A 22,554-nucleotide genomic window follows, 5' to 3' on the forward strand; every position below is an offset into this window, starting at 1 on the left:
CAAGTACATCCAGTACGAGGGCGATTCTCCGCCTTGCGATGCACCGCACCGGACGCCGCGAGCCACCCGGCAAACCTTCCCGGTCGCAGCACTAGTCGCCACCGCCGTCCCGGGGCATCCCCGGGACCGGCGCCGCGACTGAGGGCTCGCGCACCGCGCCGCCCCTTTGGCCTCCCCCGTTTCTTCCGCAGGAGATTGAAGTCCCATGGCTGAGATTCTCGTCTACGTCGACCACGTCGACGGAGCCGTCCGCAAGCCCACCCTGGAGCTGCTGACGCTGGCCCGCCGCCTCGGCGAGCCGGTCGCCGTCGCCCTCGGCAACGGTGCCGCCGGCACCGCCGCCACCCTCGCCGAGCACGGCGCGACCCGCGTCCTGACCGCCGAGGCCGCGGAGTTCGCCGACTACCTCGTCGTCCCGAAGGTCGACGCGCTCCAGGCCGCGTACGAGGCGCTGTCCGCCGCGGGCTCCCTGGCCGCCGTGCTCGTCCCGTCCTCCGCCGAGGGCAAGGAGATCGCCGCCCGCCTCGCCGTCCGCATCGGCTCCGGCATCATCACCGACGCCGTGGACCTCGAGGCCGGCGCCGAGGGCCCGGTCGCCACGCAGTCGGCGTTCGCCGCCTCGTACACGACCAAGTCCCGTGTCTCCAAGGGCACTCCGGTCATCACGGTCAAGCCGAACTCGGCGCCCGTCGAGGCCGCCCCGGCCGCCGGTGCCGTCGAGACCCTCGCGGTCTCCTTCGGCGCGCTGGCCACCGGCACCAAGGTGACCGCCCGCACCCCGCGCGAGTCGACCGGCCGCCCCGAGCTGACCGAGGCCGCGATCGTGGTCTCCGGCGGCCGCGGCGTCAACGGTGCCGAGAACTTCGCGATCATCGAGGCCCTCGCCGACTCGCTCGGCGCGGCCGTCGGCGCCTCCCGCGCCGCGGTGGACGCCGGCTGGTACCCGCACTCCAACCAGGTCGGCCAGACCGGCAAGTCGGTCTCGCCGCAGCTGTACATCGCGTCCGGCATCTCCGGCGCGATCCAGCACCGCGCGGGCATGCAGACCTCGAAGACCATCGTCGCCGTCAACAAGGACGCCGAGGCCCCGATCTTCGACCTCGTGGACTACGGCGTCGTGGGCGACCTCTTCAACGTCGTCCCGCAGCTGACCCAGGAGATCCAGGCCCGCAAGGGCTGATCCACCGGATCGGTACGGCCCGGGGGCCGCGTGGTGCACTCACCGCGCGGCCCCCGGGCGTTTCCGGGCGTCTTCCCGCCGGGGCGCGTCCTCCCGGCGGGCACCATTGACGCGACTCCCGACGCCCACTAGCTTCGCCATACGGATGATCGATTCCGTTCAGCGGAAAATAGGAGGGTGTGGGATGGGTCAGCAGGAGCAGGTGACGACGAGCCTCGCCGGCGCGGTCAGCGAGGACATCAGCGCCTCCCTCGCCGCCGTGGACGCCGAGCTGGACCGCCGCTACCCGGGCGATCCCGGCACCCGCCAGCCCGTGCACACCGTCTACGTCCCCGGCGACCTCTTCGACGCCGGGACGATCCGTTCCTGGGGCGACCAGGCCCTCGCCGCGCTCGACGAACACGCCCCCGACGCCGGCGCCTTCGCCCGCGTCCTCGGTCTCGCCGACGACCTCGCCGAGGACGTGTACGCCCGGGTGCGGACCAAGCTGGAGCGCGAGCCCGTCGAGGACCTGCGGGTGGACTTCGAGGACGGATACGGGGGCGCCGGCGACGCCGCCGAGGACCGGGACGCGGCCGGCGCGGCCCGTATCGTCGCCGAGGCGTACGCGGACGGCACCGCCGCCCCGTACACCGGCATCCGCATGAAGTGCATGGAGGCGGCCGTCCGCGACCGCGGCATCCGCACCACCGACGTCTTCCTCACCGGCCTCATGGAGCACGGCGGCCTGCCCGAAGGGCTCGTCCTCACCCTGCCCAAGGTCACCTACCCGGAGCAGGTCACCGCCTTCGTCCGGCTCCTCGAAGCCTTCGAGAAGACCCACGGCCTCGACGCCGGCCGGCTCGGCTTCGAGATCCAGATCGAGACCAGCCAGGCCATCCTCGCCGCCGACGGCACCGCCACCGTCGCCCGGATGATCGGCGCCGCCGAGGGCCGCGCCACCGGCCTGCACTACGGCACCTTCGACTACAGCGCCTGCCTCGGCGTCTCCGCCGCCTACCAGGCCAGCGACCACCCCGCCGCCGACCACGCCAAGGCGATCATGCAGGTGGCCGCCGCCGGTACCGGCGTCCGGGTCTCCGACGGCTCCACCAACGTGCTGCCCGTCGGCCCCACCGCCCAGGTCCACGAGGCGTGGAAGCTGCACTACGGCCTGACCCGCCGCGCCCTCGCCCGCGCCTACTACCAGGGCTGGGACATGCACCCCGGGCACCTGCCCACCCGCTACGCGGCCGTCTTCGCCTTCTACCGCGAGGGCTTCGAGACCGCCGCCCGGCGCCTCGCGGCCTACGCCAACCACGCGGGCGGCGACGTCATGGACGAGCCCGCCACCGCCAAGGCCCTCGCCTCCTACCTGCTGCGGGGCCTGCGCTGCGGGGCGCTGGACGCCCCCGAGGTCGACGCCCTCACCGGCCTGACCCGCGCGGACCTCGACCGCTTCGCCTCCCCGCGCCGGGGCGACCTGACGGCGAACGCGGGATAGCGCCGAGGGCGCCGGCCCCCGGGGTCCGGCGCCCTGGGCCACTTCCGCGCGACGGCCGGTCAGGTGCCCTCGGGCGGTGCGATCTCGCCCGAGCCGCGGGTGATCAGCGTGGTTCCCAGGACGGTCGTCTCCGGCGCCTCGGCCGTCCCGTCGAGGCGGCGGAACAGCCGCTGGGCCGCCGTGCGGCCCAGCGCGGCGGCGTCCTGGGCGATGACCGTGATGCCGAGCAGGTCGGCCAGTTCGATGTCGTCGAACCCGACCAGGGCGACGGGGCGTTCGCGGCCCGCGAGGACCCGTACGGCGGTGACGGTCACCCGGTTGTTGCCCGCGAAGAGCGCCGTGACGGGCTCCGGTCCGGACAGCGTCGCCGCGACCGTCGCCGCGACGTGCTCCGGGTCGGTCGGGCCCAGGGACACCCAGGCCTCGTCCACGGGGAGGCCCGCGTCCTCCATGGCCGCGCGGTAGCCGCGCAGCCGTTCCGTCGCCGTGTGGATCCGGGGCCGGTCGCCGACGAAACCGATCCGGCGGTGGCCCTGGGCGATCAGATGCGCGACGCCCGTGCGGGCCCCGCCGAAACTGTCGGACAGGACCACGTCGGCCTCGATCAGGCCCGCCGGCCGGTCCACGAAGACCGTGGCGACGCCCGCCCGTATCTCCGGCTCCAGATAGCGGTGGTCGTCGCCCGCGGGGATGACGATCAGCCCGTCGACCCGCCGCGCGCACAAGGCGAGGGCCAGCTCCCGCTCGCGGTCCGGGTCCTCCGCGCTGGAACCGTTGATGAGCAGCGCCCCGTGGGCCCGCGCGACCTCCTCCACCGCCCGGCTGAGCGGCCCGTAGAACGGGTCGGCCAGATCCTCCAGGACCAGCCCGACCGACGCCGTACGCCCCTTGCGGAGCACCCGCGCGCTGTCGTTGCGGCGGAAGCCGAGGGACGCGATGGCCTCCTGGACCCGCCGCTCGGTGTCGGCGGTGACGCCCGGCTCGCCGTTCACGACCCGGGAGACGGTCTTGAGACCGACACCCGCGCGGGCGGCGACGTCCTTCATCGTGGGCCGGTGGCCGTAGCGGTGTGCGGAGCGGCGGGCGATCTCGGCCACGGTGCGCGGTTCCTCCGTCGTCAGGGGTCCGGGGTCCGACCTGGGCGGCGTCCGTCCGCCGGGGGCCTTCGGGGCGGGGCCGCCCGACCGGGCCAGGTGGATTTCGAACGCGTTGCCGTCGAGCATAGGCCCTGGACAACGTTGTCACGCGACCGGGAGACTGGACCCGCAGCACACCCGTCGTTCCCCGGAGAACCGTTCACTCATGCGCACTGACCTCGTCGCCGCCCTCGACTTCGGCGGCACCAAGATCGCCGGGGCGCTGGTCGGCGCGGACGGCCGGATTCTGCTGCGCGCCCAGCGGCCCACGCCCGCCCAGGAGTCCGGCGAGACGGTGGTACGGCAGGTGGAGGCCGTCCTCGCGGAGCTCGCCGCCTCCCCGCTGTGGGCCGCGGTGACGGCCGTCGGCATCGGCAGCGCCGGTCCGGTCGACGCCTCCGCCGGCACCGTGAGTCCGGTCAACGTGCCCGGCTGGCGCGACTTCCCGCTGGTCGAGCGGGTCCGCCGGGCAACCGGCGGACTGCCCGTCACCCTCGTCGGCGACGGCGTCGCCATGACGGCCGCCGAGCACTGGCAGGGCGCCGCGCGCGGCTACGACAACGCGCTCTGCCTCGTCGTCTCCACAGGTGTCGGAGGCGGTCTCGTCCTCGGTGGGCGTCTCCACACGGGTCCCACCGGCAATGCCGGTCACCTCGGCCACATCAGCGTCGACCTCGACGGCGACCCGTGCGCCTGCGGCGGCCGTGGCTGCGTCGAACGCATCGCCAGCGGCCCGCACATCGCCCGCCGTGCCCTGGCGAACGGCTGGCGCCCGGGGCCCGACGGCGACACCTCCGCCGCCGCGGTGGCCGCCGCCGCCCGGGCCGGCGACCCGGTGGCCGTCGCCTCCTTCGAGCGCGCCGCGCAGGCACTGGCCGCCGGGATCGCCGCGACCGCCTCCCTCGTCGAGATCGACATCGCGGTCGTGGGCGGGGGAGTGGCGGGCGCGGGCGAGGTTCTGTTCGCACCGCTGCGGCGCGGCCTGCGGACGTACGCCACGCTCTCCTTCGTCCGCGGCCTCACCGTCGTCCCCGCCCTGACCGGCACCGACGCCGGGCTGCTGGGCGCGGCGGCGGCCGCGACGGCGGGCGGGGCGGGCGATCCCGTACGGGAGTGAGGCGCCCCGTCTCGTCACCGGCGGAGCCAGGCTGCGCTACGGGGGTGACATAGCGGGATGTGGCGGGATGTGAGCGGACACAGTGGGGGCGCGAACGCGCGCCGGGCGTGCGCCGGTTCGCCCCGCCCGCCCCCGGGGTTTCCGTGGCAGGGTGGTGGGGGCGGTCCACCGGGGGCTGCCCGGGAGGGGGGAATCGTGATCGTCTGGATCAACGGGACGTTCGGTGCGGGGAAGACCTGCACCGCGCGCGAGCTGGTCGATCTGATCCCGAACAGCACGCTGTACGACCCGGAGTTCACCGGTGCCACGATGCGTCGGCTGCTCCCGCGCAAACGGCTCGCGGAGGTCGCCGACTTCCAGGACCTCCCCATCTGGCGCAGACTCGTCGTCGACACGGCGGCGGCGCTCCTCGCCGAGCTGGACGGGGTCCTGGTGGTTCCGATGACGCTGATCCGCCAGGAGTACCGGGACGAGATATTCGGCGCCCTCGCGGCTCGCAGGATCAAGGTCAGGCATGTCGTCCTCACCCCGGACGAAACGATCCTGCGCGACCGGATCGACCGCCGCGCCGCCATCGAGGCCGAGGCCGGTCCGGAATCCGTGACCGCCGAGGGCGACCGCGTCGTCGTGCCCGTCCCGAGAACCGGGGCCCTGGCCGGGCCGGGAGTCAAGGCGGGGCCCGAGTCCGAGTCCGAGACCGAGTCCGGGTCCGGGTTCGAGACGGCCGAGTCCGAGGCCGCCGCGCGGACCCGCCGCTGGTGTCTCGACCACATCGGCTCCTTCCAGGACGCGCTCGCCGGCTGGCTGGCCGCCGACGCGTACCCCGTCGACAACTCCACGCTCACCGCCGCCGAGACCGCCCGCGTCGTCGCCGACGCCGTCGCGACCGGCCGCGCCGCGCCCTGCGGCATCGTGCAGACGCCCGAACCGACCGGCGAGACCCTGGCCGCCGGCGTCCTGCTCTTCGACGAACACGACCGCGTCCTGCTGGTCGACCCCACCTACAAGCCCGGCTGGGAGTTTCCCGGCGGCATCGTCGAACCGGGAGAGTCGCCCACGCGCGCGGGCATACGGGAGGTCGCCGAGGAGATCGGCCTCCGGCTCGACGCCGTACCCCGGCTGCTCCTCGTCGACTGGGAACGTCCCCAGCCCCCCGGCTACGGCGGTCTGCGCCTGCTCTTCGACGGCGGCCGGCTGCCGGCCGCCGACGCCGAACGCCTGCTGCTGCCCGGCGCCGAACTGCGCGGCTGGCGCTTCGTCACCGAGGCCGAGGCCGCCCACCTGCTCCCCCCGGTCCGCTACGACCGCCTCCGCTGGGCCCTGCGCGCCCGCGAACGCGGCACCGTCCTCAACCTGGAAGCGGGCGTCCCGGTGGGCTGAGCCCCGCCGTGAACAGGGCACTAAGCCTGCTCCGCCGCCCGCGCGAGCCGCTCCGCCGTGTCGGTCGTCACCGGGTCGCCGTGCCCGCAGCACAGCACCGACGGGCGGAGCGCGGCGAGCCGGCGCATCGAGGCGAGGGCCGCGGCCCGGTCCACATGGAACACCCCGAACATCACGTCCGGGACCGACGCCACCGTGTCCCCCGTGAACAGCACGCCGTGGCGCGGCAGATGGACCGCGAGCGAACCGGGCGTGTGGCCCGGGGTGTGCACGACCACCGCGCCGTCGCCGAAGTCCAGCACCTCGCCGTCGGCGAGTTCGCGGTCCACCCGGGTCGGCGGCGCGACGGGGACGGTGAGCCCGTGCTCGTACAGCGGCCGCTCCCAGTCCAGCAAATCCGGTTCGGGTACGGGGAGTTCGCCCCGGATGATCGGCGCGTCCAAGGGGTGCGCCAGGATCTCGGCGCCGAAGCGGTCCGCCAACTCCCCGGCCGCGCCCACGTGATCGCGGTGCGCGTGGGTGAGGACGATCCGCCGCAGCCGGGACGGATCGAGGCCGGCCTCGCGCAGCCCCGTCTCGATCGCGGCCGCCGAACCGGCCCATCCGGCGTCGATCAGGGTCGAGTCCTCCCCGTCCCGCCAGAGATAGGCCTGGCCGATGGGGAAACGGAGCAGATGCAGCTGGGGGCCGAGCGCCACGAGGTCCATGCCTGCGACCGTACGTGGCACCCGGCCCCCGGTGGACAGTCCTACGCTCTGGGCGAGTTCCGCCCAGAGCGTGATCGGGGACGAGTGGCCGGTCAGGCCTGCTTCGAGCGGGCGTAGTTCACCAGGAAGTGCGCCTCGGCCACCGACAGGCGCTCCAGCTCCTGCGGCGACACCGATTCGTTGACCGCGTGGATCTGCGCCTCGGGCTCGCTCAGGCCGATCAGCAGGATCTCCGCTTCCGGGTAGAGCGCCGCCAGCGTGTTGCACAGCGGGATCGAGCCGCCCATGCCGGAGGCCTGCATCTCCTCGCCGGGGTACGCGACCCGCATGGCCTCGGCCATCGACGCGTACGCCGGGCTGGAGATGTCCGCCTGGAACGCCTGGCCCTGGCCGACCTGCTCGATGGAGACCCGGGCGTTCCACGGGGTGTGCTTCTCGATGTGCGCGAACAGCAGCTCCGTGGCCTTCGCCGCGTCCTGGCCGGGCGGCACCCGCAGGCTGATCTGCGCGCGGGCGGTGGACGGGATCGACGGCGTCGCGCCCGCCACCGGGTGCGCGTCGATGCCGATGACCGTCACGGCCGGGCGGGCCCAGATGCGGTCGGCGACCGTGCCGGTGCCCGTCAGGTCCACCCCGTCCAGCACCTTCGCGTCCTTGCGGAAGTCGGCCTCCGGGTACTGCAGGCCCTCCCACTCCGCGTCCGTCGGCAGTCCGTCGATGACGGTCGAACCGTCCTCGGCGCGCAGCGAGTCCAGGACGCGGATCAGCGCCGCCAGCGCGTCCGGGGCGGCACCGCCGAACTGACCCGAGTGCAGATTGCCCTCCAGCGTGTCGATCGTGACCCGGACCATCGTCATGCCGCGCAGGGTCGCCGTCACCGTCGGCAGGCCCACCCGGAAGTTGCCCGAGTCGCCGATGACGATGGCGTCCGCCGTCAGCAGCTCGGGGTGCGCCTCCGCGTACCGCTCGAGGCCGCCCGTGCCCTGCTCCTCCGAGCCCTCCACGATCACCTTGACCGTGACCGGCACGCCGCCGTTGGCCTTCAGGGCGCGCAGCGCCAGCAGGTGCATGATGACGCCGCCCTTGCAGTCGGCCGTCCCCCGTCCGTACCAGCGGCCGTCCTCGCGCTCCGTGAGCTGGAACGGCGGGGTCAGCCACGCGGCCTCGACCAGCATCGGCTGCACGTCGTAGTGCGCGTAGAGCAGGACGGTCGGGGCGCCGGCCGGGCCGGGCAGCACGCCGTACACCGACTGCGAACCGTCGGGGGTGTCGAGCAGCTCCACGTCCTCGAAGCCCTCGGCGCGCAGCGCGCCCGCCACCCAATTGGCGGCGGCCTCGCACTCGCTGCGCGGCGCGACGGCCTCGTCCGCCACCGAGTGGAAGGCCACCAGCTCCGTCAGCTCCGCCTTCGCGGCGGGCATCAGCGATGCGACGGTCTCGGCGATCGGATTCGCGGTCATGGGCACGCTCCTGGTGGGTGCGACGTTGTTCGTGACGACGCCGGGTTGTCGGTGGATCCGGCGAACGCATGGCCGATCCTACGGTCGTTTCCCGGCGCGGGGCGGGGCGGCCCGGTTTACCTACCGAGCCGTAGGATGCGACCACACCAGGAACCACCGGTCTGATCAGGAGCAGAAGCACATCGTGAGCAGCGAGAACGCAGACGCCGGAGCGGCAGCGGACGGAGCGGCCGGAGCGCGGGAGACAGGCCCGGACGGCGGACAGCCGGTGTGGGACGTGGTCGTGGTCGGCGCGGGACCCGCCGGGGCCTCGGCGGCCTACGCGGCAGCCGTCGCCGGCCGGAAGGTCCTGCTCTTGGAGAAGGCCGAACTGCCCCGCTACAAGACCTGTGGCGGTGGCATCATCGGCCCCTCGCGCGACGCGCTGCCGCCCGGCTTCGAACTGCCGTTGAGCGACCGCGTGCACGCCGTCACCTTCCAGCTGGACGGCCGCTTCCCGCGCACCCGCCGCTCCCGGCGCATGCTCTTCGGCCTGGTCAACCGGCCCGAGTTCGACGCCCGCCTGGTCGAGCACGCGCAGAAGGCGGGCGCCGAGCTGCGGACCGGAGCCGCCGTCAGCCGGGTCGAGCAGCACGGCCCGGCCGTGCCCGACCGCCGTACCGTCGCCGTGGTCCTCGCCGACGGCGAGACCGTGCTCGCCCGCGCCGTCGTCGGGGCCGACGGCAGCGCCGGCCGGATAGGCGCCCACGTCGGCGTCAAGCTCGGCCAGGTCGACCTCGGCCTGGAGGCCGAGATCCCGGTGCCGCGGTCCGTGGCGGAGGACTGGAAGGGCCGGGTCCTCATCGACTGGGGGCCGCTGCCGGGCAGTTACGGCTGGGTCTTCCCCAAGGGCGACACGCTGACCGTGGGCGTCATCTCGGCGCGCGGCGAAGGCGCCGCCACCAAGCGGTACCTGGAGGACTTCATCGCCCGGCTCGGGCTCGCCGGCTTCGAACCGGCCATCTCCTCCGGCCACCTGACCCGCTGCCGCACCGACGACTCGCCGCTCTCCCGCGGCCGGGTGCTGGTCTGCGGTGACGCGGCCGGTCTGCTGGAGCCGTGGACCCGTGAGGGCATCTCGTTCGCGCTGCGCTCGGGCCGGCTCGCGGGCGAGTGGGCGGTCCGGATAGCCGAGTCGGGCGACGCGGTCGACGCGCGCCGGCAGGCACTGAACTACGCCTTCGCCATCAAGGCCGGGCTGGGTGTGGAGATGGCGGTCGGACGGCGGATGCTCTCCGTGTTCGAGCGCCGGCCGGGGCTTCTGCATGCGGCGATCACCACCCTGCGGCCGGCCTGGCGGGCGTTCGCGGACATCACCCGCGGGACGACGACCCTGGCCGGGCTCGTCCGCGGCGGCGGCATCGCGCACCGCGCGCTGGAGATGCTCGACCGCCGGATCGACACCTCGGCGGGCGTGGGCCCGGCGGGGCGGGGCGTCACGCCGCGCGGCGACAAGGAGGCGGAGCCGGAGCAGTCGGAGAAGCCGGAGAAGCCCGAGCAGTCAGAGAAGCCGGAGCAGCCGGTGCGGGACGCGCGAGACGCCCGGGACGCGCGGGACGGGGACGCGTCCGCGGCGCCCGACGCCTCCTGACCCGTAGGGCGGGAGTGGGCGGGGAGCCGGGGGACCGGTGAGGGAAGGGCGGTACGGATTCCTCCGTACCGCCCTTCACGCGTCCCGGGTGGTGGTGATCCGGAAGACAGGGTGGTCGGGGGCGGCCGCCAGGAGCTCGGCGTCGGTGGAACGGGCGGTCACGCCCTGGAAGTACGGGCCGACCTCCCAGCCCCAGCGCTTCAGGTAGCCGCGCAGCACCTCCACCCTCTCGGCGTCCGGGATCTCGGCAGCGGTGAAATGGCGGACCGTGCGGCCGACGCGCAGTTCGCCGGCGCCGGCCGCTCGCATGTTGCGGACCCACTGGGAGTGGCCGCGGGCCGAGACCAGGTACTGCGCGCCCCGGTGGCGGTACGGGTTGACGGGGATGCGCTGCGGGCGACCGCTCTTGCGTCCGGGGACGGACAGCTCGGCGGTGCCGAGCAGGCTGATGCCGTGGCGGGCCAGCCGGCCGACGAGGCTGTTGAACCGGATCGTGAGCGGGCTGCCCTGGCGGTAGTAGGGCTGCTGCGACGCCATGTGGACTCCTTGGAGTGTGGGTGCCGCTCTCGTTTGTGAGCGGTGCTCTCTCTTTTGGTCAGTGTGCACGGATCGGTGCTCACTCGCAAGAGCAGTGCTCTCGTTTCGGTGCGATGCTCCGAAACGTGGAAGACTGCTCTCCATGACGACCGTCCAGGGAGCCCGCGCCCGCGCGCGGATCGAGATCACCGCCGCCATCAAGGACGCGGCCCGCCGCCAGCTCGCCGACGAGGGCGCCGCCAAGCTCTCGCTGCGCGCCGTCGCCCGCGAGCTCGGCATGGTCTCCTCCGCGCTCTACCGCTATTTCCCCAGCCGCGACGACCTGCTGACCGCGCTGATCATCGACGCCTACGACGCTGTCGGCGCCGCCGCCGAAGAGGCCCACGCCACCGCCGAAGCCGCGGCCCCGCACGCCCATCTCGCCCGCTGGACCGCCGTCTGCCGCGCCGTCCGCGCCTGGGCCCTCGCGCACCCCCACGAGTACGCCCTCCTCTACGGCTCCCCGGTCCCCGGCTACGCCGCGCCGAAGGACACCATCGGACCCGCCTCCCGCGTCGGCCTCGTCCTCATGGCCACCGCCCGCGCCGCCCACCGCGACAAGGGCGTCGCCCCGCCCCCGCTCCCCGCCGCCCTGCGCCCCGAGGCCGAACGCCTCACCGCCGACTTCGCGCCCGATCTGCCGCCGGAACTCATGGGGGCCCTGGTGGCCTCCTGGTCCCAGCTCTTCGGGCTGATCTCCTTCGAGCTCTTCGGCCAGTTCGACCGGGTCGTCGAGGACCGGGACACGTTCTTCGCCGTGGCCGCCGAACGCCTCGGCCGCGAGACGGGACTGCTGCCGCGCCCCTGACCGGCGGAGCCCCCAGGGGTGTTGGCGCGGTGCGGTGCCGCCAGGCGCGTACGCCGGCCCCGGCCCCGGCCGCGCCCCCGACCGCTGTTCGGTGGCCGGGGGTTCCAGGCGCGGCGCCTCGGTCCGCGCAGGTTCCGCGAGGGCCATGCCACAGGGCCCGTACCGCAGGCCCCCTCCGCGCTCCGTCCCCACCGACGGGCCACCCGGCCCGTACGTCGGCCTCACCCCCCGTCCGGCGTCGGGGGACGGGGCGGGCGCGCCCCGCACGTTCCGCGAGGGCCGCGCCGCCAGGCCCGTACCGCCGGGGCCTCCGCACCCTGGCCCCGCCCCGCCCCCACCACGTACTCCCCGGGGAGTACAGGTGATCGCGCCGCCCGGCGGACGCCGCCGTGTGCCGCGCGCGTCTAGCGTGGCCGCATGGACGAACAGCCGACCCGTGCCCCGGCGCCGGCCCCGGGCCGTGCGGGGCCGCCGTGCGGGCCCGGACCCGGGCGCCGGGGCCCCGCCGGATGGGTCGTGTGGGAGCCGGGCGACGGGCTGCCCTGGCGTTCCACACTCGTCCTCGCCGTCTTCGTCCTCGTCGGTACGGGCTTCGCCGCCCGCGAGCAGCCCGACCGCGTCACCCTCGACGCCCTCGGCCGCGCGCTGCTCCTGCTCGGTTCCGCCGCCCTGTTGCTCCGCCACCGCCATCCCGTCCCGGTCGTCTCCGGCGTCTCGGCCGCGACCCTGGCCTACCTCGCGGCGGGCTACCCGTACGGCCCCGTCTTCGCGACGGTCGTCGTCGCCTGCTTCGCCGCCGTCGTGCACGGCCACCGGCGGGCCGCCTGGTGGGCGCTCGGCCTGCTGTGGGCCGGGCACCTGCTGCTCGTCCACTGGCTCTACCGCTATCTGCCGCCCCCGGGCGACGGCCCCGCCTCATGGGGCCTGGAACTCCCCGTCGCCGCCTTCGTCGCCGCCGTCCTCGCCGCCTCCGAACTCGTCCGGGTCCGCCGCGAGCAGGCGGCGCGCGACCGCGCCGGACAGGAAGCCGCCGAACGCTGCCGGGCCGACGAGGAACGGCTGCGGATCGCCCGCGAACTCCACGACGTCCTCGCCCATTCCCTCTCCGTGATCCACGTCCAGGCCGGCGTCGGCCTCGCCCTGCTCGACGCGGACCCCGGCCAGGCCCGCACGGCCCTCACCACCATCAAGGCGGCCAGCAAGGAGGCCCTGGGCGAGGTCCGGCAGGTGCTCGACACCCTGCGCGCCCCCGGTGCCGCGCCGCTCACCCCCGCGCCCGGCCTCGACCGCCTCCCCGAACTCGTCGACCAGGCCGGAGCCGCCGGTCTCGCCGTGCGGACCGAGCGGACGGGCCGCGAACGGCGGCTCCCGCCCGGCACCGAACTGGCCGCGTTCCGGATCGTGCAGGAGGCGCTGACCAACGTGGTGCGGCACTCCGGTTCCCGTACCGCCGTCGTCGCCCTCGACTACCGGCCCGGCGCGCTCGGCCTGCGAGTCGACGACGACGGCCCGGCCACCGGCGGGGACGCGGGCGGCAGCGGCAACGGACTCGTCGGCATGCGGGAGCGCGCCGCCGCCCTCGGCGGCACGCTCGAGGCGGGCACCCGGCCGGACGGCGGCTTCCGGGTGTCGGCGGTCCTGCCCGTACGCTCGGGCGATCAGTCGGTACGGCGCCCGGCCGACGGTCCGCCGGTACGCGGCGCCGCGCCGCCCCGCGATCCCGCCGGCCCCGAACGGCCGCCCGCCCCACCCGAGGAGTCCCCGTGATCCGCGTCGTGCTCGCCGACGACCAGTCGCTCGTCCGGGCCGGGTTCCGCGCCCTGCTCGACGCCCAGCCGGACATCGAGGTGGCGGGCGAGGCCGCCGACGGCGAGGAGGCCGTGGACCGGGTCCGCGAACTGCGCCCGGACGTCGTCCTGATGGACATCCGCATGCCGCGCCGGGACGGTCTCGCCGCCACCCGTCTGATCACCGAGGACCCGGACCTCGGCACGGTGAGGGTGGTCATGCTGACCACCTTCGAACTCGACGAGTACGTCTTCGAGGCCCTGCGCAACGGCGCCTCCGGCTTCCTCGTCAAGGACACCGAACCTGACGAACTGCTGCGCGCCGTACGGACGGTGGTCGACGGCGACGCGCTGCTGTCGCCCGGTGTGACCCGCCGGCTCATCGAGGAGTTCGCCGCCCGCTCCCGGCCGCCGGCCGCGACGGGCGTGTCGTCCCTCGACCGGCTCACCGGGCGCGAACGGGAGGTGATGGCCCTCGTCGGACTCGGCCTGTCCAACGAGGAGATCGCCCGCCGCCTCGTCGTCAGCCCGCTCACCGCGAAGACCCACGTGAGCCGCACCATGGTGAAGCTCGGCGCCCGTGACCGCGCCCAACTCGTCGTCCTCGCCTACGAGTCGGGCCTGGTCCGGCCCGGCTGGCTCGGCTGACCTCCTCAGGCATCCTCAGGCCCCCTCAGTCCCGCCGGGACCCGTCGAGGGGTGACTTCTCCCGCCACAGCCGGGCCAGGGAAGTGTCGCCGGTGACGGTCACGGCGTCCTGCGGCAGCCGGTTCCACAACAGCAGGAAGAGCCGGCCGGCCGGTCCGCTCAGCTCGCAGTCGGCGGGTCCTTCGGCGGACGGCAGGACGAGCGGCGCTCGCGGGGAGAGCCGTACGCTCCAGACGCGGCCGGTGTCCGTGGCGCGGACCCGCAGCGTGCGCGGCCGCTCCGTGCGCACGTGGCTGAGGTCGTGGGAGTGGAAGACGGACAGCAGCTCGTCGATGCCGTCGGCGGCGAGCGCGGGACCCACGAGGCCGGGCGCGTCCAGGGGACCGAGCGCCGACTCGGCGTCGGCCCGGTGCACGGTCGTCTCGTACGCCTGCCGCCGCGCCCAGAACGCGAGCGGCGACGGCACCGGCAGGAACGTCCAGCACTCCAGGTCCTCCGGTGCGTAGCGCAGGGCGTCGACCAGCAGGGCGTGGCCCTCGCGGACGTACGCGAGGAGCGCGTCGCCGTCGAGCTCCGTGTCGGCGCCGGCCGGGTGGTACGAGGTGCGGCGCCCGGACACGGTGGCGGCGGCCCAGCGGTGGACCTTCGTCATGTGCCGCAGCAGATGGCGGACCCGCCAGCCGGGGCAGGTGGCGACCTCCGCGTCGAGACCCGCCGTCGCGGCGGCCTCGACGAGTGCCGTGCCCGCCGCTTCGAGCGCGTCGATGTGGGTGCCGGTACTCACGGTGCTCGTGGTGTCCATGCCCGGAGTATGGCGGGGGCACGCGCCCCGCGTCGCCCCCGTGCCGCGCCGCCTCCGTGCCACGCCCCCGTGCCGCGCCGCCGGCCGAGCGCGCGCGGGGACGGGCCCGGGCGAAGATCACGGACGGCGACCCGCGGGAGGCCGGGCGTGGGAGACTCGCCAGCATGAACGGCAAGGCGACGACGACCCGCACACGGCTGGACAGGGGGCGCGGCGCGCTCGGACCCGCGCTGGAGCTGGTCCACACAGGCCGGGCACCCACGCGCGCCGTGCTGACCGCCGAGCTCGGGGTCACCCGGGCCACCGCCGGAGCCGTCGCCGCCGAGCTGGAGGCACTCGGCCTCATCCGCGTCGACTCCAATCCGGGCGCCGCCGCCGGTTCCCAGGGCCGCCCCTCGCACCGTCTCTCCGTCGCCGAGGACGGGCCGGTGGCGCTCGCCGCCCAGGTCCACGCCGACGGCTTCCGCGCCGCGCTGGTCTCCCTCGGCGGCACCATCGTCGCCACCGCCCCCGGCTGCGTCACCGTCTCCGCCGACCCCGCCCAGGTCCTCGGCGCCGTGGTCGACGCCGGAGTCGAGCTGCTGCGGGCTTCCGGGCGCCGCTGCGTCGGCGCGGCGCTCGCCGCGCCCTCCGCGGTGGCCGAGCCCGAGGGGATCGCCCTCAAACCGCTGCACCTCGCCTGGCCGGCCGGTGCGCCGGTGGGCGAGATCTTCGCCGAGCGGGTACGGGCCGCCGGCATCGACGGCCCCGCCTTCACCGGCAACGACGTCAACCTCGCCGCCCTCGCCGAACACCGGCACGGCGCCGGCCGCGGCGCCCGCGACCTGCTCTGCGTGGCGACCGGCCACCGCGGGGTCGGCGGCGCGCTCGTCCTCGACGGCCGTCTGCACACCGGCAGCTCGGGCCTCGCCCTCGAAGTCGGCCACCTCACCGTCAACCCCGAGGGCCGCCCCTGCCACTGCGGCGCCCGCGGCTGCCTCGACGTCGAGACCGACCCGCTCGCCTTCCTCACCGCCGCGGGCCGCGCCCCCGGCCCCGAGGTCTCCCTCCTCCAGCAGTCCCGCGACCTGCTGCGCGACCAGCCGGACGACCCCGGGGTGCGCGCCGCGGCCGAGGAACTGATCGACCGGCTCGGCCTCGGCCTGGCCGGGCTCGTGAACATCCTCAACCCCGACCGGATCATCCTCGGCGGTCTCCATCGCGAACTCCTCGACGCCGACGGGGACCGGCTGCGCGCCGTCGTCGCCGACCGCAGCCTGTGGGGCCGCAGCGGCGGGGTCCCGATCCTGCCCTGCACCCTCGACCACAACAGTCTGGTCGGCGCCGCCGAACTCGCCTGGCAGCCGGTCCTCGACGACCCCCTAAAAGCGTTGGGAGCCGCGGCGTCCGGCGACTAGGGTCGCGCCCCATGACCGACGCGATCGACACCACCGCCCGGACCGCCCGCACCGCCCGCACCGCCCGCACCTCCGACACCGGCAAGGACACCGCCCCGCCGCGCTTCGGCGCCGGACTCACCTTCCACGGCCCGCTCTCCGAGACCCGGGCCACCCGGATCGTCTCCCGCCTCGCCGCGCCCGCGCCCGGCACCGTTCTCGACATCGGCTGCGGCTGGGGCGAGTTGATGCTGCGCGTCCTCGCCGAGACCCCCGGCGCCCGGGGCACCGGGATCGACATCGACGCCGGCGACCTCGCCCACGGCCGCACCCTCGCCGCCGCGCGCGGGCTCGCCGACCGCGTCGAGTACGCCGAGGAGTCCGGCCACGGCACCACCCGCGCCGCCGCCGACACCGTGCTGTGCGTCGGCTCCAGCCAGGCCCTGCTGGACCCCGACCAGCCCCACGACGTGGCCGCCGCCCTGCGCGAACTGCGCCGTCTGGTACGTCCCGGCGGCCGTGTGCTGCTCGCCGAGGGCTTCTGGGAGCGCGTTCCGACCGCCGCCGAACTCGCCCGGATGTGGCCCGGCGCCGCGTCCTTTGACCACTGCACCCTCGCCGGGCTGGTGGACCTGGCGGTCGAGGCGGGCTTCCGTACCGCGTGGGTCGAGACGGCGACCCGCGACGAATGGGAGGAGTTCGAGTCCGGCTACCGGCACGCCGTCGAGGTCTGGCTCGCCACTCACCCCGATCACCCGCTCGCGGCCGAGACCCGCGAACGCGTCGACCGCCAGCGCTCGGCCTGGCTCGGCTACCGGGGCATCCTCGGCATCGCCTACCTGACCCTGGTCCCGGTGGGCTGACCCCGCCCGGGGCCGGGAGGCGGGCCCGAAACCGGTTCCGCGCGCGGCGGCGCACGGTCTACGGTGGCGCCGTGACGACCCAGATGATCATCCTCAACGGCGGCTCCAGCGCGGGCAAGTCCGGCATCGTCCGCTGCCTCCAAGCCGTGCTCCCCGACCCGTGGCTGGCGTTCGGCGTCGACTCCTTCGTCGACGCGCTGCCCGCGAAGCTGCGGAACGGGGAGGGCGGGATCGAGTTCGCGGCCGACGGCGGCATCGAGGTCGGCCCGGAGTTCCGGACCCTGGAGGCGGCCTGGACCACGGGCATCGTGGCCATGGCCCGGGCCGGCGCCCGCATCGTCGTGGACGACGTGTTCCTCGGCGGTGCCGCCTCCCAGGAGCGCTGGCGGAAGGACCTCGACGGGGTCGACGTGCTCTGGGTCGGAGTCCGCTGCGACAGTGCGGTCGCGGCCGGCCGGGAGATCGCCCGCGGGGACCGCGTCACGGGCATGGCCGCCGGCCAGGCGGACCTCGTCCACCGGGGCGTCACCTACGACGTGGAGGTGGACACCACCCGCGCCGAGTCCCTGGAGTGCGCGCGGGCCATCGCCACCCACGTCCGCTGACCACGACCAGGGCCTTGTCCGGCGCGAGGAGATGACGGTCCGCAATGAGGCAAGAGCCGAAGGCGTGGTACGGCGCCAGAACCTTCTTATAGATGGTCGACCTGGGAAAACTCTCCCTACGAGGAGCGTGTCGTGCTGTTCCGGGCACGGTCCCTCGACGAGGCCGTCGAACTGGCCGAGCGGGAGTCGGCCACCTCGGCTCACCAGCTGCGCCCGGCCCCGAGCCCGGACCGCCCCGGGGCCGACAGGTGCAGCACCTGGAACCGGTCGGTGTCCGGGGCGTCCGGGATACCGGGGGAGGTGTCGGCCCGCACAGTGAGGACGAGCAGTTCCCAGTGGCGCGGGTCCACGGCCAGGGCCGTCGCCACCACCCCGTCGCCCGCCGCGCGCACGGCGTGCCGCTCCAGGGCCTCGGCGACCGCGTCGGCCGGGGCGATGCCCGCGGGCAGCGGATGGCGCCGGCGCGTGGCGGTACGCGGCGCCGCCGCGGTCGCCGGCCCCTCGTCGTACGCGAGCACCGTCCAGTGCTGGACGACGGGTCGCCCGAAGTCGTTCACGATGCCCTGGAATCCGGGCCCCCAGAGGAAGGCGTTCATCCCGGCCGCCTCGGCCCACAGATAGAACGGCGCGTACTGGTTCACCGGCGAGCCGTCGGCCCGTTCGCGCATCAGATACGCCTTGAGGCCGAGCCCGGGGAAGTCGTCGAGCAGATGACCGCGGGTCGCGACCCGGGTGCGGATGACGCCCATGTCGTAGTCGGCGGGCAGCGTGATGTCGTACTGCATGGCGTGCACGGGACGGGCTCCTGAGGTCGGCGAGCGGCGAGCGGCGAGTGGCGAGCGGCGGAACGACGGTCCGGATCCGGGGGAGGGCACGGACCAGGGGCTGATCAGGGGCGGATCAGTGGGCGGTACGGGGGGACAGCAGCGCGAGCAGGCCGCGTACGGCGGTGTCGAAGGCGGCCGGAGAACCGGCGGCGCGGGCCAGGACGTAGCCGCCCTGGGCGGTCGCGACGATCGCGGCGGCGGTCTCCCGGGCGTCCAGCGAGGGGCTGAACTCCCCGCTGTCCAGGCCCTCCTGGAGGATTTCGGCGAGCCGGCCGCGCAGCCAGTCCAGCGTCTCGTCGACCGGCGCGCGCAGCTCCGCGTCCGCCATCACGTCCGGGTCCATCGTCAGCCGGCCGACCGGGCAGCCGCGCAGCACGTCGCGCTCGCGCAGCAGGTAGGCCTCGATCCGGGTGTACGCCGGACCCGTCCCGCCCAGCTCGGTCTCGGCCGCCGCCCGCAGCTCCTCGGCGGTCCGCCGGATCGCGGCGAGCGCGAGAGCGGGCTTGCCGGCGAAGTGGTGGTACATGCTGCCCTGGCCGGCGCCCGCCGCCTGCTGGATGGCCTTGGGGCTGGTCCCGACGTACCCCCGCTCCCACAGCAGCTCGCGGGTGGCCTCGATCAGTCGCTCGGACGCGTTCGCGCTCATGCCCGTACTGTACATACCAGTAGGTACAGAGTCGAGGGAGCAGCCGGCCGGAGCCCGGCTACTCCCGCCGGGGTACGCGAGGAGGCCCCGGCCGTACGACGCTTCCGGGCCGCTCGCGCGGCAGTCTCGAACCATCGAGCAGTCGGGACACACACCGAGGAGCTGACCGACGATGAACACTCTGGCCTACGCGGGCCCCGGCCCGTGGATCGTCTTCGTCCCGTTCGTCTGGGCGGCCGTGATCATCGCGGTGATCACCGTGCTGCGCCGGTTCGGCGGGCGCCGTCCGCACGGTGTCCGCGGCTGGGGCGGCCCCGGCGCCACCTCCTCCGCCGCCGACCGGTCGCCGATCGCGCTGCTCGGCCGCCGCTTCGCCGCCGGCGAGATCGACGAGGACGAGTACTGGCGGCGGCTGACCGTCCTGGAGGAGCAGTTCGGCCGCCTCGCGACGGGGGACAAGGGACGGCGGGCGTGAGCACCGCGGCCCGCCGCCGGCCACCGGCGCGGCCCTCGCCCCGCGCGCCGTACTCAGGACCCCGCGTCCCGCTCGGGGGGCGCTCAGCCGGCCAGCGCGGACCGTCCCGCCGCCGCGTGCAGCGGTTCGTCCGCCATGAGGAACGGCACGATCTCCAGGGCGCGGTCGGCGAACGGCCCGTCGGTCGTGGCGCCCCGTACGGAGTGCGCGTGCGGCGCCAAGGCGACGGGGGAGGGCGGGGCCTGGAGCGTGAACCAGACGACCTTGCCCGCGTCCTGCGGGCGGGCGCCCCAGCTCTCGCTCAGCGCCTCGATGATGGCGAGGCCGCGCCCGGAGGTGGCGAACTCGTCCGCGTGGGGGCTCGGTTGGCCGGTGCCCGGCATCCGCGGATCGTTGTCGCGTACGGAGATGGTGAGATGGTCGAGCAGCAGCGCGACCTCGACGGTGCAGAGCTTGTCCGGCAGCGCGTGCCGGTGGACGTTCGTCAGGAGCTCGGTGACACCGAGCGACGCATGGTCGATCAAGGCGTCGAGCTGCCAGTAGCGCAGATGCGCGGAAACGATTCTGCGGACCTGACCGATCCGCGACGGCAGGGCCTGGAGCTCCACCGTGCAATACCTGCTGGGCTCGCTGATCACGGCTGCGACTCCCCGAAGTAGGTCCGGAAGACGGAGATTCGGAAGACGGCGATTCGGATCTGTCATGCGACGAGGAGCCGGGCGGTGGGCGCCGGCTCGCGGCGTCACCGCCGTGGCACCCTCGGTGAGGTGGTTCCAGGGTGAACCAGTGGTGACAGCCCCGCAACTCGCGGCGACCCGCCCCGGGGCGGGGATGACGCGGGCGGCGCACGGCGTCCTCCGCCGCCTGCCCCGGACGGCGGGCGGGCCACCGGCGAACGCGGGGTGCCCCGCCGTCAGGACCGGGACCGGGACACCGCCTTGCGCAGCGCGTCGAGCATTCGCCCCGAGGCCGAACCGGAGATCCGGTACCGCGTGCCGTTGACCGTGGCCACCGCCTCGTCGGCCTTCGCGAACCAGGGCCGGCCGGCCCGGACCGAACCGAGCGGCGCGCTGTCGATCTCACTGCCGTAACTCGTCAGCAGGGCGAAGCGGCCGTCCTCGATGCGGACCTCCCCCGCGCGGGTCAGGGACCGGGGCCATCGGTCGATGCGGACCCCCGTGGCCGTGAACTCGGGCTGTGACATGGTGCTCCCGCCCCCTTAGCGCAGAATGCCTGACTCCAGTGTGCCGGGCCGTCGCGTCCGGCACCAGCAGCCCTCCCCCGCGATGTCGCCGCACGGCGGCCGAAGGGGCCCTCCCGCGGCCCTCCCACAGCGCTCTCCGACGCCCTCCCAAGGCTCCCCTATGGAGTCTCAAAGGGAACGTTTGCCCAGGTGGGAGGGGTATTGTCGGTTACCTGGGGCCAGCCCTGTGGGCACGACGAGAAGAGGCACTCATGACCACCACCGACCGTCCCCTGGTGACCGTGGACGTCGACCGCAGCGACCCCGCCTACCGCTCCTGGCTCAAGGAAGCCGTCCGCAAGGTGCACGCCGACGCCAACCGCTCGGCCGACACCCACCTCCTGCGCTTCCCGCTGCCCGACAGCTGGGGCATCGACCTCTACCTCAAGGACGAGTCGACGCACCCCACCGGCAGCCTGAAGCACCGGCTCGCCCGCTCGCTCTTCCTCTACGGCCTGTGCAACGGCTGGATCCGGCCCGGCGCGCCCGTCATCGAGGCGTCCAGCGGCTCGACCGCCGTCTCCGAGGCGTACTTCGCCAAGCTGATCGGCGTGCCGTTCATCGCCGTCATGCCGCGCACCACCAGCCCCGAGAAGTGCCGTCTGATCGAGTTCCACGGCGGTCAGTGCCACTTCGTCGACGACTCGCGGACCATGTACGACGAGGCCGCGGCGCTCGCCGCGCGCACCGGTGGCCACTACATGGACCAGTTCACCTACGCCGAGCGGGCCACCGACTGGCGGGGCAACAACAACATCGCCGAATCGATGTACGAGCAGCTGAAGCTGGAGCGCTACCCGGAGCCCGCGTGGATCGTGGCCACGGCCGGCACCGGCGGCACCTCGGCGACCATCGCGCGCTATGTGCACTACATGCAGTTCGACACCAGCGTGTGCGTCGCCGACCCCGAGAACTCCTGTTTCTTCGACGGGTGGCTGCGCCACGACCCCGACGCCACCGCCGACTGCGGCTCCCGGATCGAGGGCATCGGCCGGCCCCGGATGGAGCCGAGCTTCGTCCCCGGCGCCATCGACCGCATGATGAAGGTGCCCGACGCGGCGAGCGTGGCCGCCGTCCGCGTCCTGGAGAACGTCATCGGCCGCAAGGCGGGCGGCTCGACCGGCACCGGACTGTGGAGCGCGTTGAAGATCGTCGGCGAGATGGTCGCCGAGGGGCGCACCGGCAGCGTCGTCACGCTGATCTGCGACCCCGGCGAGCGCTACCTCGACCGGTACTACTCGGACGAGTGGCTGGCCGGGCAGGGCCTCGACATCGCGCCGTACACCGCCGCTATCGACCGGTTCCTGGAGACGGGCGTCTGGCCGGAGTGAGCCGCCGGTCGAGCTGTCGCATCGCGTCGCGGAACGACAGGGTGAAGCCGGGCCGGGCCAGTCGCAGCACAAGGGTGTAGGGGAAGTTGCCGGCGGTGGCCATGGTCCAGCGGACCCGGGTGCCGCCGGTGGAGGTGGGGGACAGCGCCCACTCCTCCATCAGCGCCGTGACGCCCGGGGCGTTGATCGTGTCGATCCGGTAGACGTAGCGGCTGTCCGGCTCCGCCGCCATGATCGTCTCCTCCATGCGGCCGCCGCCGGTCAGCAGGATGGTCCGGCCCGTGCCGTCACGGGTGGGCGTGGCGGAGCGCACCGCCCGGAACCAGGCGGACCAGCTGCCGACCTCCACCGCGAGGGACCGGTAGACGGCGGCGGGCGGCGCGGTCAACTCGGTGGTGAAGACCAGCCGTGTGGGTGCGGACGTGACGAAGTCGAGTTCCACCGGCCTCAGTCGGCGCTGCATGACCGGACCTC

The 22,554-nt window shown here is 74.5% G+C and carries 23 protein-coding genes; 13 read left to right on the top strand and 10 right to left on the bottom strand.

Features of this window, described 5'->3' with window-relative positions:
- The first annotated feature begins 205 nt into the window (after window positions 1–205).
- Window positions 206–1,180 (top strand): electron transfer flavoprotein subunit alpha/FixB family protein, encoded by a 975-nt coding sequence (locus ABZ693_RS16195; RefSeq protein WP_359876967.1) that lies wholly within the window; start codon window positions 206–208, stop codon window positions 1,178–1,180.
- A 184-nt stretch (window positions 1,181–1,364) separates the two neighbouring features.
- The gene (locus ABZ693_RS16200; RefSeq protein WP_359876970.1) at window positions 1,365–2,663 is read left to right on the top strand and encodes a DUF6986 family protein; all 1,299 of its coding nucleotides are present in this window, start codon (window positions 1,365–1,367) and stop codon (window positions 2,661–2,663) included.
- Window positions 2,664–2,722: 59 nt separating this feature from the next.
- Here the strand turns inward: ABZ693_RS16200 and ABZ693_RS16205 are convergent, their stop codons facing one another.
- Entirely contained in the window at window positions 2,723–3,760 is a 1,038-nt protein-coding gene (locus ABZ693_RS16205) for a LacI family DNA-binding transcriptional regulator (RefSeq protein WP_359876976.1), read from the bottom strand.
- A 205-nt stretch (window positions 3,761–3,965) separates the two neighbouring features.
- Here ABZ693_RS16205 and ABZ693_RS16210 point away from each other — a divergent pair, with 205 nt between their 5' ends.
- The gene (locus tag ABZ693_RS16210) at window positions 3,966–4,916 is read left to right on the top strand and encodes an ROK family protein (RefSeq protein WP_359876979.1); all 951 of its coding nucleotides are present in this window, start codon (window positions 3,966–3,968) and stop codon (window positions 4,914–4,916) included.
- A 195-nt stretch (window positions 4,917–5,111) separates the two neighbouring features.
- Window positions 5,112–6,296: an NUDIX hydrolase gene (locus tag ABZ693_RS16215; RefSeq protein ID WP_359876982.1), complete on the top strand. Its 1,185-nt coding sequence runs from the start codon at window positions 5,112–5,114 to the stop codon at window positions 6,294–6,296.
- 20 nt (window positions 6,297–6,316) lie between these two features.
- Here ABZ693_RS16215 and ABZ693_RS16220 read toward each other — a convergent pair whose 3' ends face one another.
- Window positions 6,317–7,003, bottom strand: a complete 687-nt coding sequence (locus ABZ693_RS16220) for an MBL fold metallo-hydrolase (RefSeq protein ID WP_359876984.1) — start codon at window positions 7,001–7,003, stop codon at window positions 6,317–6,319.
- A gap of 92 nt (window positions 7,004–7,095) precedes the next feature.
- Window positions 7,096–8,463: a dipeptidase gene (locus ABZ693_RS16225; RefSeq protein WP_359876986.1), complete on the bottom strand. Its 1,368-nt coding sequence runs from the start codon at window positions 8,461–8,463 to the stop codon at window positions 7,096–7,098.
- 268 nt (window positions 8,464–8,731) lie between these two features.
- Here ABZ693_RS16225 and ABZ693_RS16230 point away from each other — a divergent pair, with 268 nt between their 5' ends.
- Window positions 8,732–10,093 (top strand): geranylgeranyl reductase family protein, encoded by a 1,362-nt coding sequence (locus tag ABZ693_RS16230; RefSeq protein ID WP_359877202.1) that lies wholly within the window; start codon window positions 8,732–8,734, stop codon window positions 10,091–10,093.
- Window positions 10,094–10,168: 75 nt separating this feature from the next.
- On the opposite strand, the gene ABZ693_RS16235 is transcribed toward ABZ693_RS16230, so the two are convergent.
- Entirely contained in the window at window positions 10,169–10,630 is a 462-nt protein-coding gene (locus ABZ693_RS16235) for a nitroreductase family deazaflavin-dependent oxidoreductase (RefSeq protein WP_359876989.1), read from the bottom strand.
- A gap of 142 nt (window positions 10,631–10,772) precedes the next feature.
- On the opposite strand from ABZ693_RS16235, the gene ABZ693_RS16240 reads away from it, so the two are divergent.
- The 3 genes from ABZ693_RS16240 to ABZ693_RS16250 all read left to right on the top strand — a co-directional run bounded on the left by ABZ693_RS16240 (window position 10,773) and on the right by ABZ693_RS16250 (window position 13,912).
- Window positions 10,773–11,477: a TetR/AcrR family transcriptional regulator gene (locus ABZ693_RS16240; protein WP_359876992.1), complete on the top strand. Its 705-nt coding sequence runs from the start codon at window positions 10,773–10,775 to the stop codon at window positions 11,475–11,477.
- Window positions 11,478–11,894: 417 nt separating this feature from the next.
- Window positions 11,895–13,244: a sensor histidine kinase gene (locus ABZ693_RS16245; protein WP_359876995.1), complete on the top strand. Its 1,350-nt coding sequence runs from the start codon at window positions 11,895–11,897 to the stop codon at window positions 13,242–13,244.
- On the top strand, window positions 13,241–13,912 hold the full coding sequence (locus ABZ693_RS16250) for a response regulator transcription factor (protein WP_359876998.1): 672 nt from the start codon (window positions 13,241–13,243) through the stop codon (window positions 13,910–13,912). The genes ABZ693_RS16245 and ABZ693_RS16250 overlap by 4 nt, the downstream gene beginning before the upstream one ends.
- 25 nt (window positions 13,913–13,937) lie before the next feature.
- Here ABZ693_RS16250 and ABZ693_RS16255 read toward each other — a convergent pair whose 3' ends face one another.
- The gene (locus ABZ693_RS16255; protein ID WP_435842438.1) at window positions 13,938–14,696 is read right to left on the bottom strand and encodes a maleylpyruvate isomerase family mycothiol-dependent enzyme; all 759 of its coding nucleotides are present in this window, start codon (window positions 14,694–14,696) and stop codon (window positions 13,938–13,940) included.
- 182 nt (window positions 14,697–14,878) lie between these two features.
- Between ABZ693_RS16255 and ABZ693_RS16260 the strand changes: the two genes are divergently transcribed.
- From ABZ693_RS16260 to cpt, 3 genes are all read left to right on the top strand, one after another.
- Complete coding sequence (locus ABZ693_RS16260) at window positions 14,879–16,111, top strand: ROK family protein (RefSeq protein ID WP_359877003.1); 1,233 nt, start codon at window positions 14,879–14,881, stop codon at window positions 16,109–16,111.
- An 11-nt stretch (window positions 16,112–16,122) separates the two neighbouring features.
- Window positions 16,123–16,953, top strand: coding sequence for an SAM-dependent methyltransferase (locus tag ABZ693_RS16265; protein ID WP_359877005.1), 831 nt, complete (start codon window positions 16,123–16,125; stop codon window positions 16,951–16,953).
- A gap of 71 nt (window positions 16,954–17,024) precedes the next feature.
- Window positions 17,025–17,558 (top strand): chloramphenicol phosphotransferase CPT, encoded by a 534-nt coding sequence (gene cpt, locus ABZ693_RS16270; protein ID WP_359877008.1) that lies wholly within the window; start codon window positions 17,025–17,027, stop codon window positions 17,556–17,558.
- A gap of 200 nt (window positions 17,559–17,758) precedes the next feature.
- On the opposite strand, the gene ABZ693_RS16275 is transcribed toward cpt, so the two are convergent.
- Complete coding sequence (locus ABZ693_RS16275; RefSeq protein WP_359877011.1) at window positions 17,759–18,352, bottom strand: DUF4865 family protein; 594 nt, start codon at window positions 18,350–18,352, stop codon at window positions 17,759–17,761.
- A gap of 106 nt (window positions 18,353–18,458) precedes the next feature.
- A complete protein-coding gene (locus ABZ693_RS16280) occupies window positions 18,459–19,046 on the bottom strand; it encodes a TetR/AcrR family transcriptional regulator (protein WP_359877013.1) in 588 nt (195 codons plus the stop codon).
- A 157-nt stretch (window positions 19,047–19,203) separates the two neighbouring features.
- On the opposite strand from ABZ693_RS16280, the gene ABZ693_RS16285 reads away from it, so the two are divergent.
- Window positions 19,204–19,506 (top strand): SHOCT domain-containing protein, encoded by a 303-nt coding sequence (locus tag ABZ693_RS16285; protein WP_359877015.1) that lies wholly within the window; start codon window positions 19,204–19,206, stop codon window positions 19,504–19,506.
- An 83-nt stretch (window positions 19,507–19,589) separates the two neighbouring features.
- Here the strand turns inward: ABZ693_RS16285 and ABZ693_RS16290 are convergent, their stop codons facing one another.
- Both ABZ693_RS16290 and ABZ693_RS16295 read right to left on the bottom strand, forming a co-directional pair.
- Window positions 19,590–20,144, bottom strand: a complete 555-nt coding sequence (locus ABZ693_RS16290) for an ATP-binding protein (protein WP_359877018.1) — start codon at window positions 20,142–20,144, stop codon at window positions 19,590–19,592.
- 275 nt (window positions 20,145–20,419) lie between these two features.
- Complete coding sequence (locus ABZ693_RS16295) at window positions 20,420–20,710, bottom strand: hypothetical protein (RefSeq protein ID WP_359877021.1); 291 nt, start codon at window positions 20,708–20,710, stop codon at window positions 20,420–20,422.
- Between the two features lie 251 nt (window positions 20,711–20,961).
- On the opposite strand from ABZ693_RS16295, the gene ABZ693_RS16300 reads away from it, so the two are divergent.
- Window positions 20,962–22,080, top strand: coding sequence for a PLP-dependent cysteine synthase family protein (locus ABZ693_RS16300; RefSeq protein WP_359877024.1), 1,119 nt, complete (start codon window positions 20,962–20,964; stop codon window positions 22,078–22,080).
- Here the strand turns inward: ABZ693_RS16300 and ABZ693_RS16305 are convergent.
- The gene (locus tag ABZ693_RS16305; RefSeq protein WP_359877027.1) at window positions 22,040–22,543 is read right to left on the bottom strand and encodes an SRPBCC family protein; all 504 of its coding nucleotides are present in this window, start codon (window positions 22,541–22,543) and stop codon (window positions 22,040–22,042) included. The two genes, ABZ693_RS16300 and ABZ693_RS16305, sit on opposite strands and share 41 nt — an antisense overlap.
- Window positions 22,544–22,554 lie beyond the last annotated feature (11 nt).

Origin of the sequence: Streptomyces laurentii, assembly GCF_040635425.1 — a bacterium.
In the GTDB taxonomy this organism is placed as follows: Bacteria; Actinomycetota; Actinomycetes; order Streptomycetales; family Streptomycetaceae; genus Streptomyces; species Streptomyces laurentii.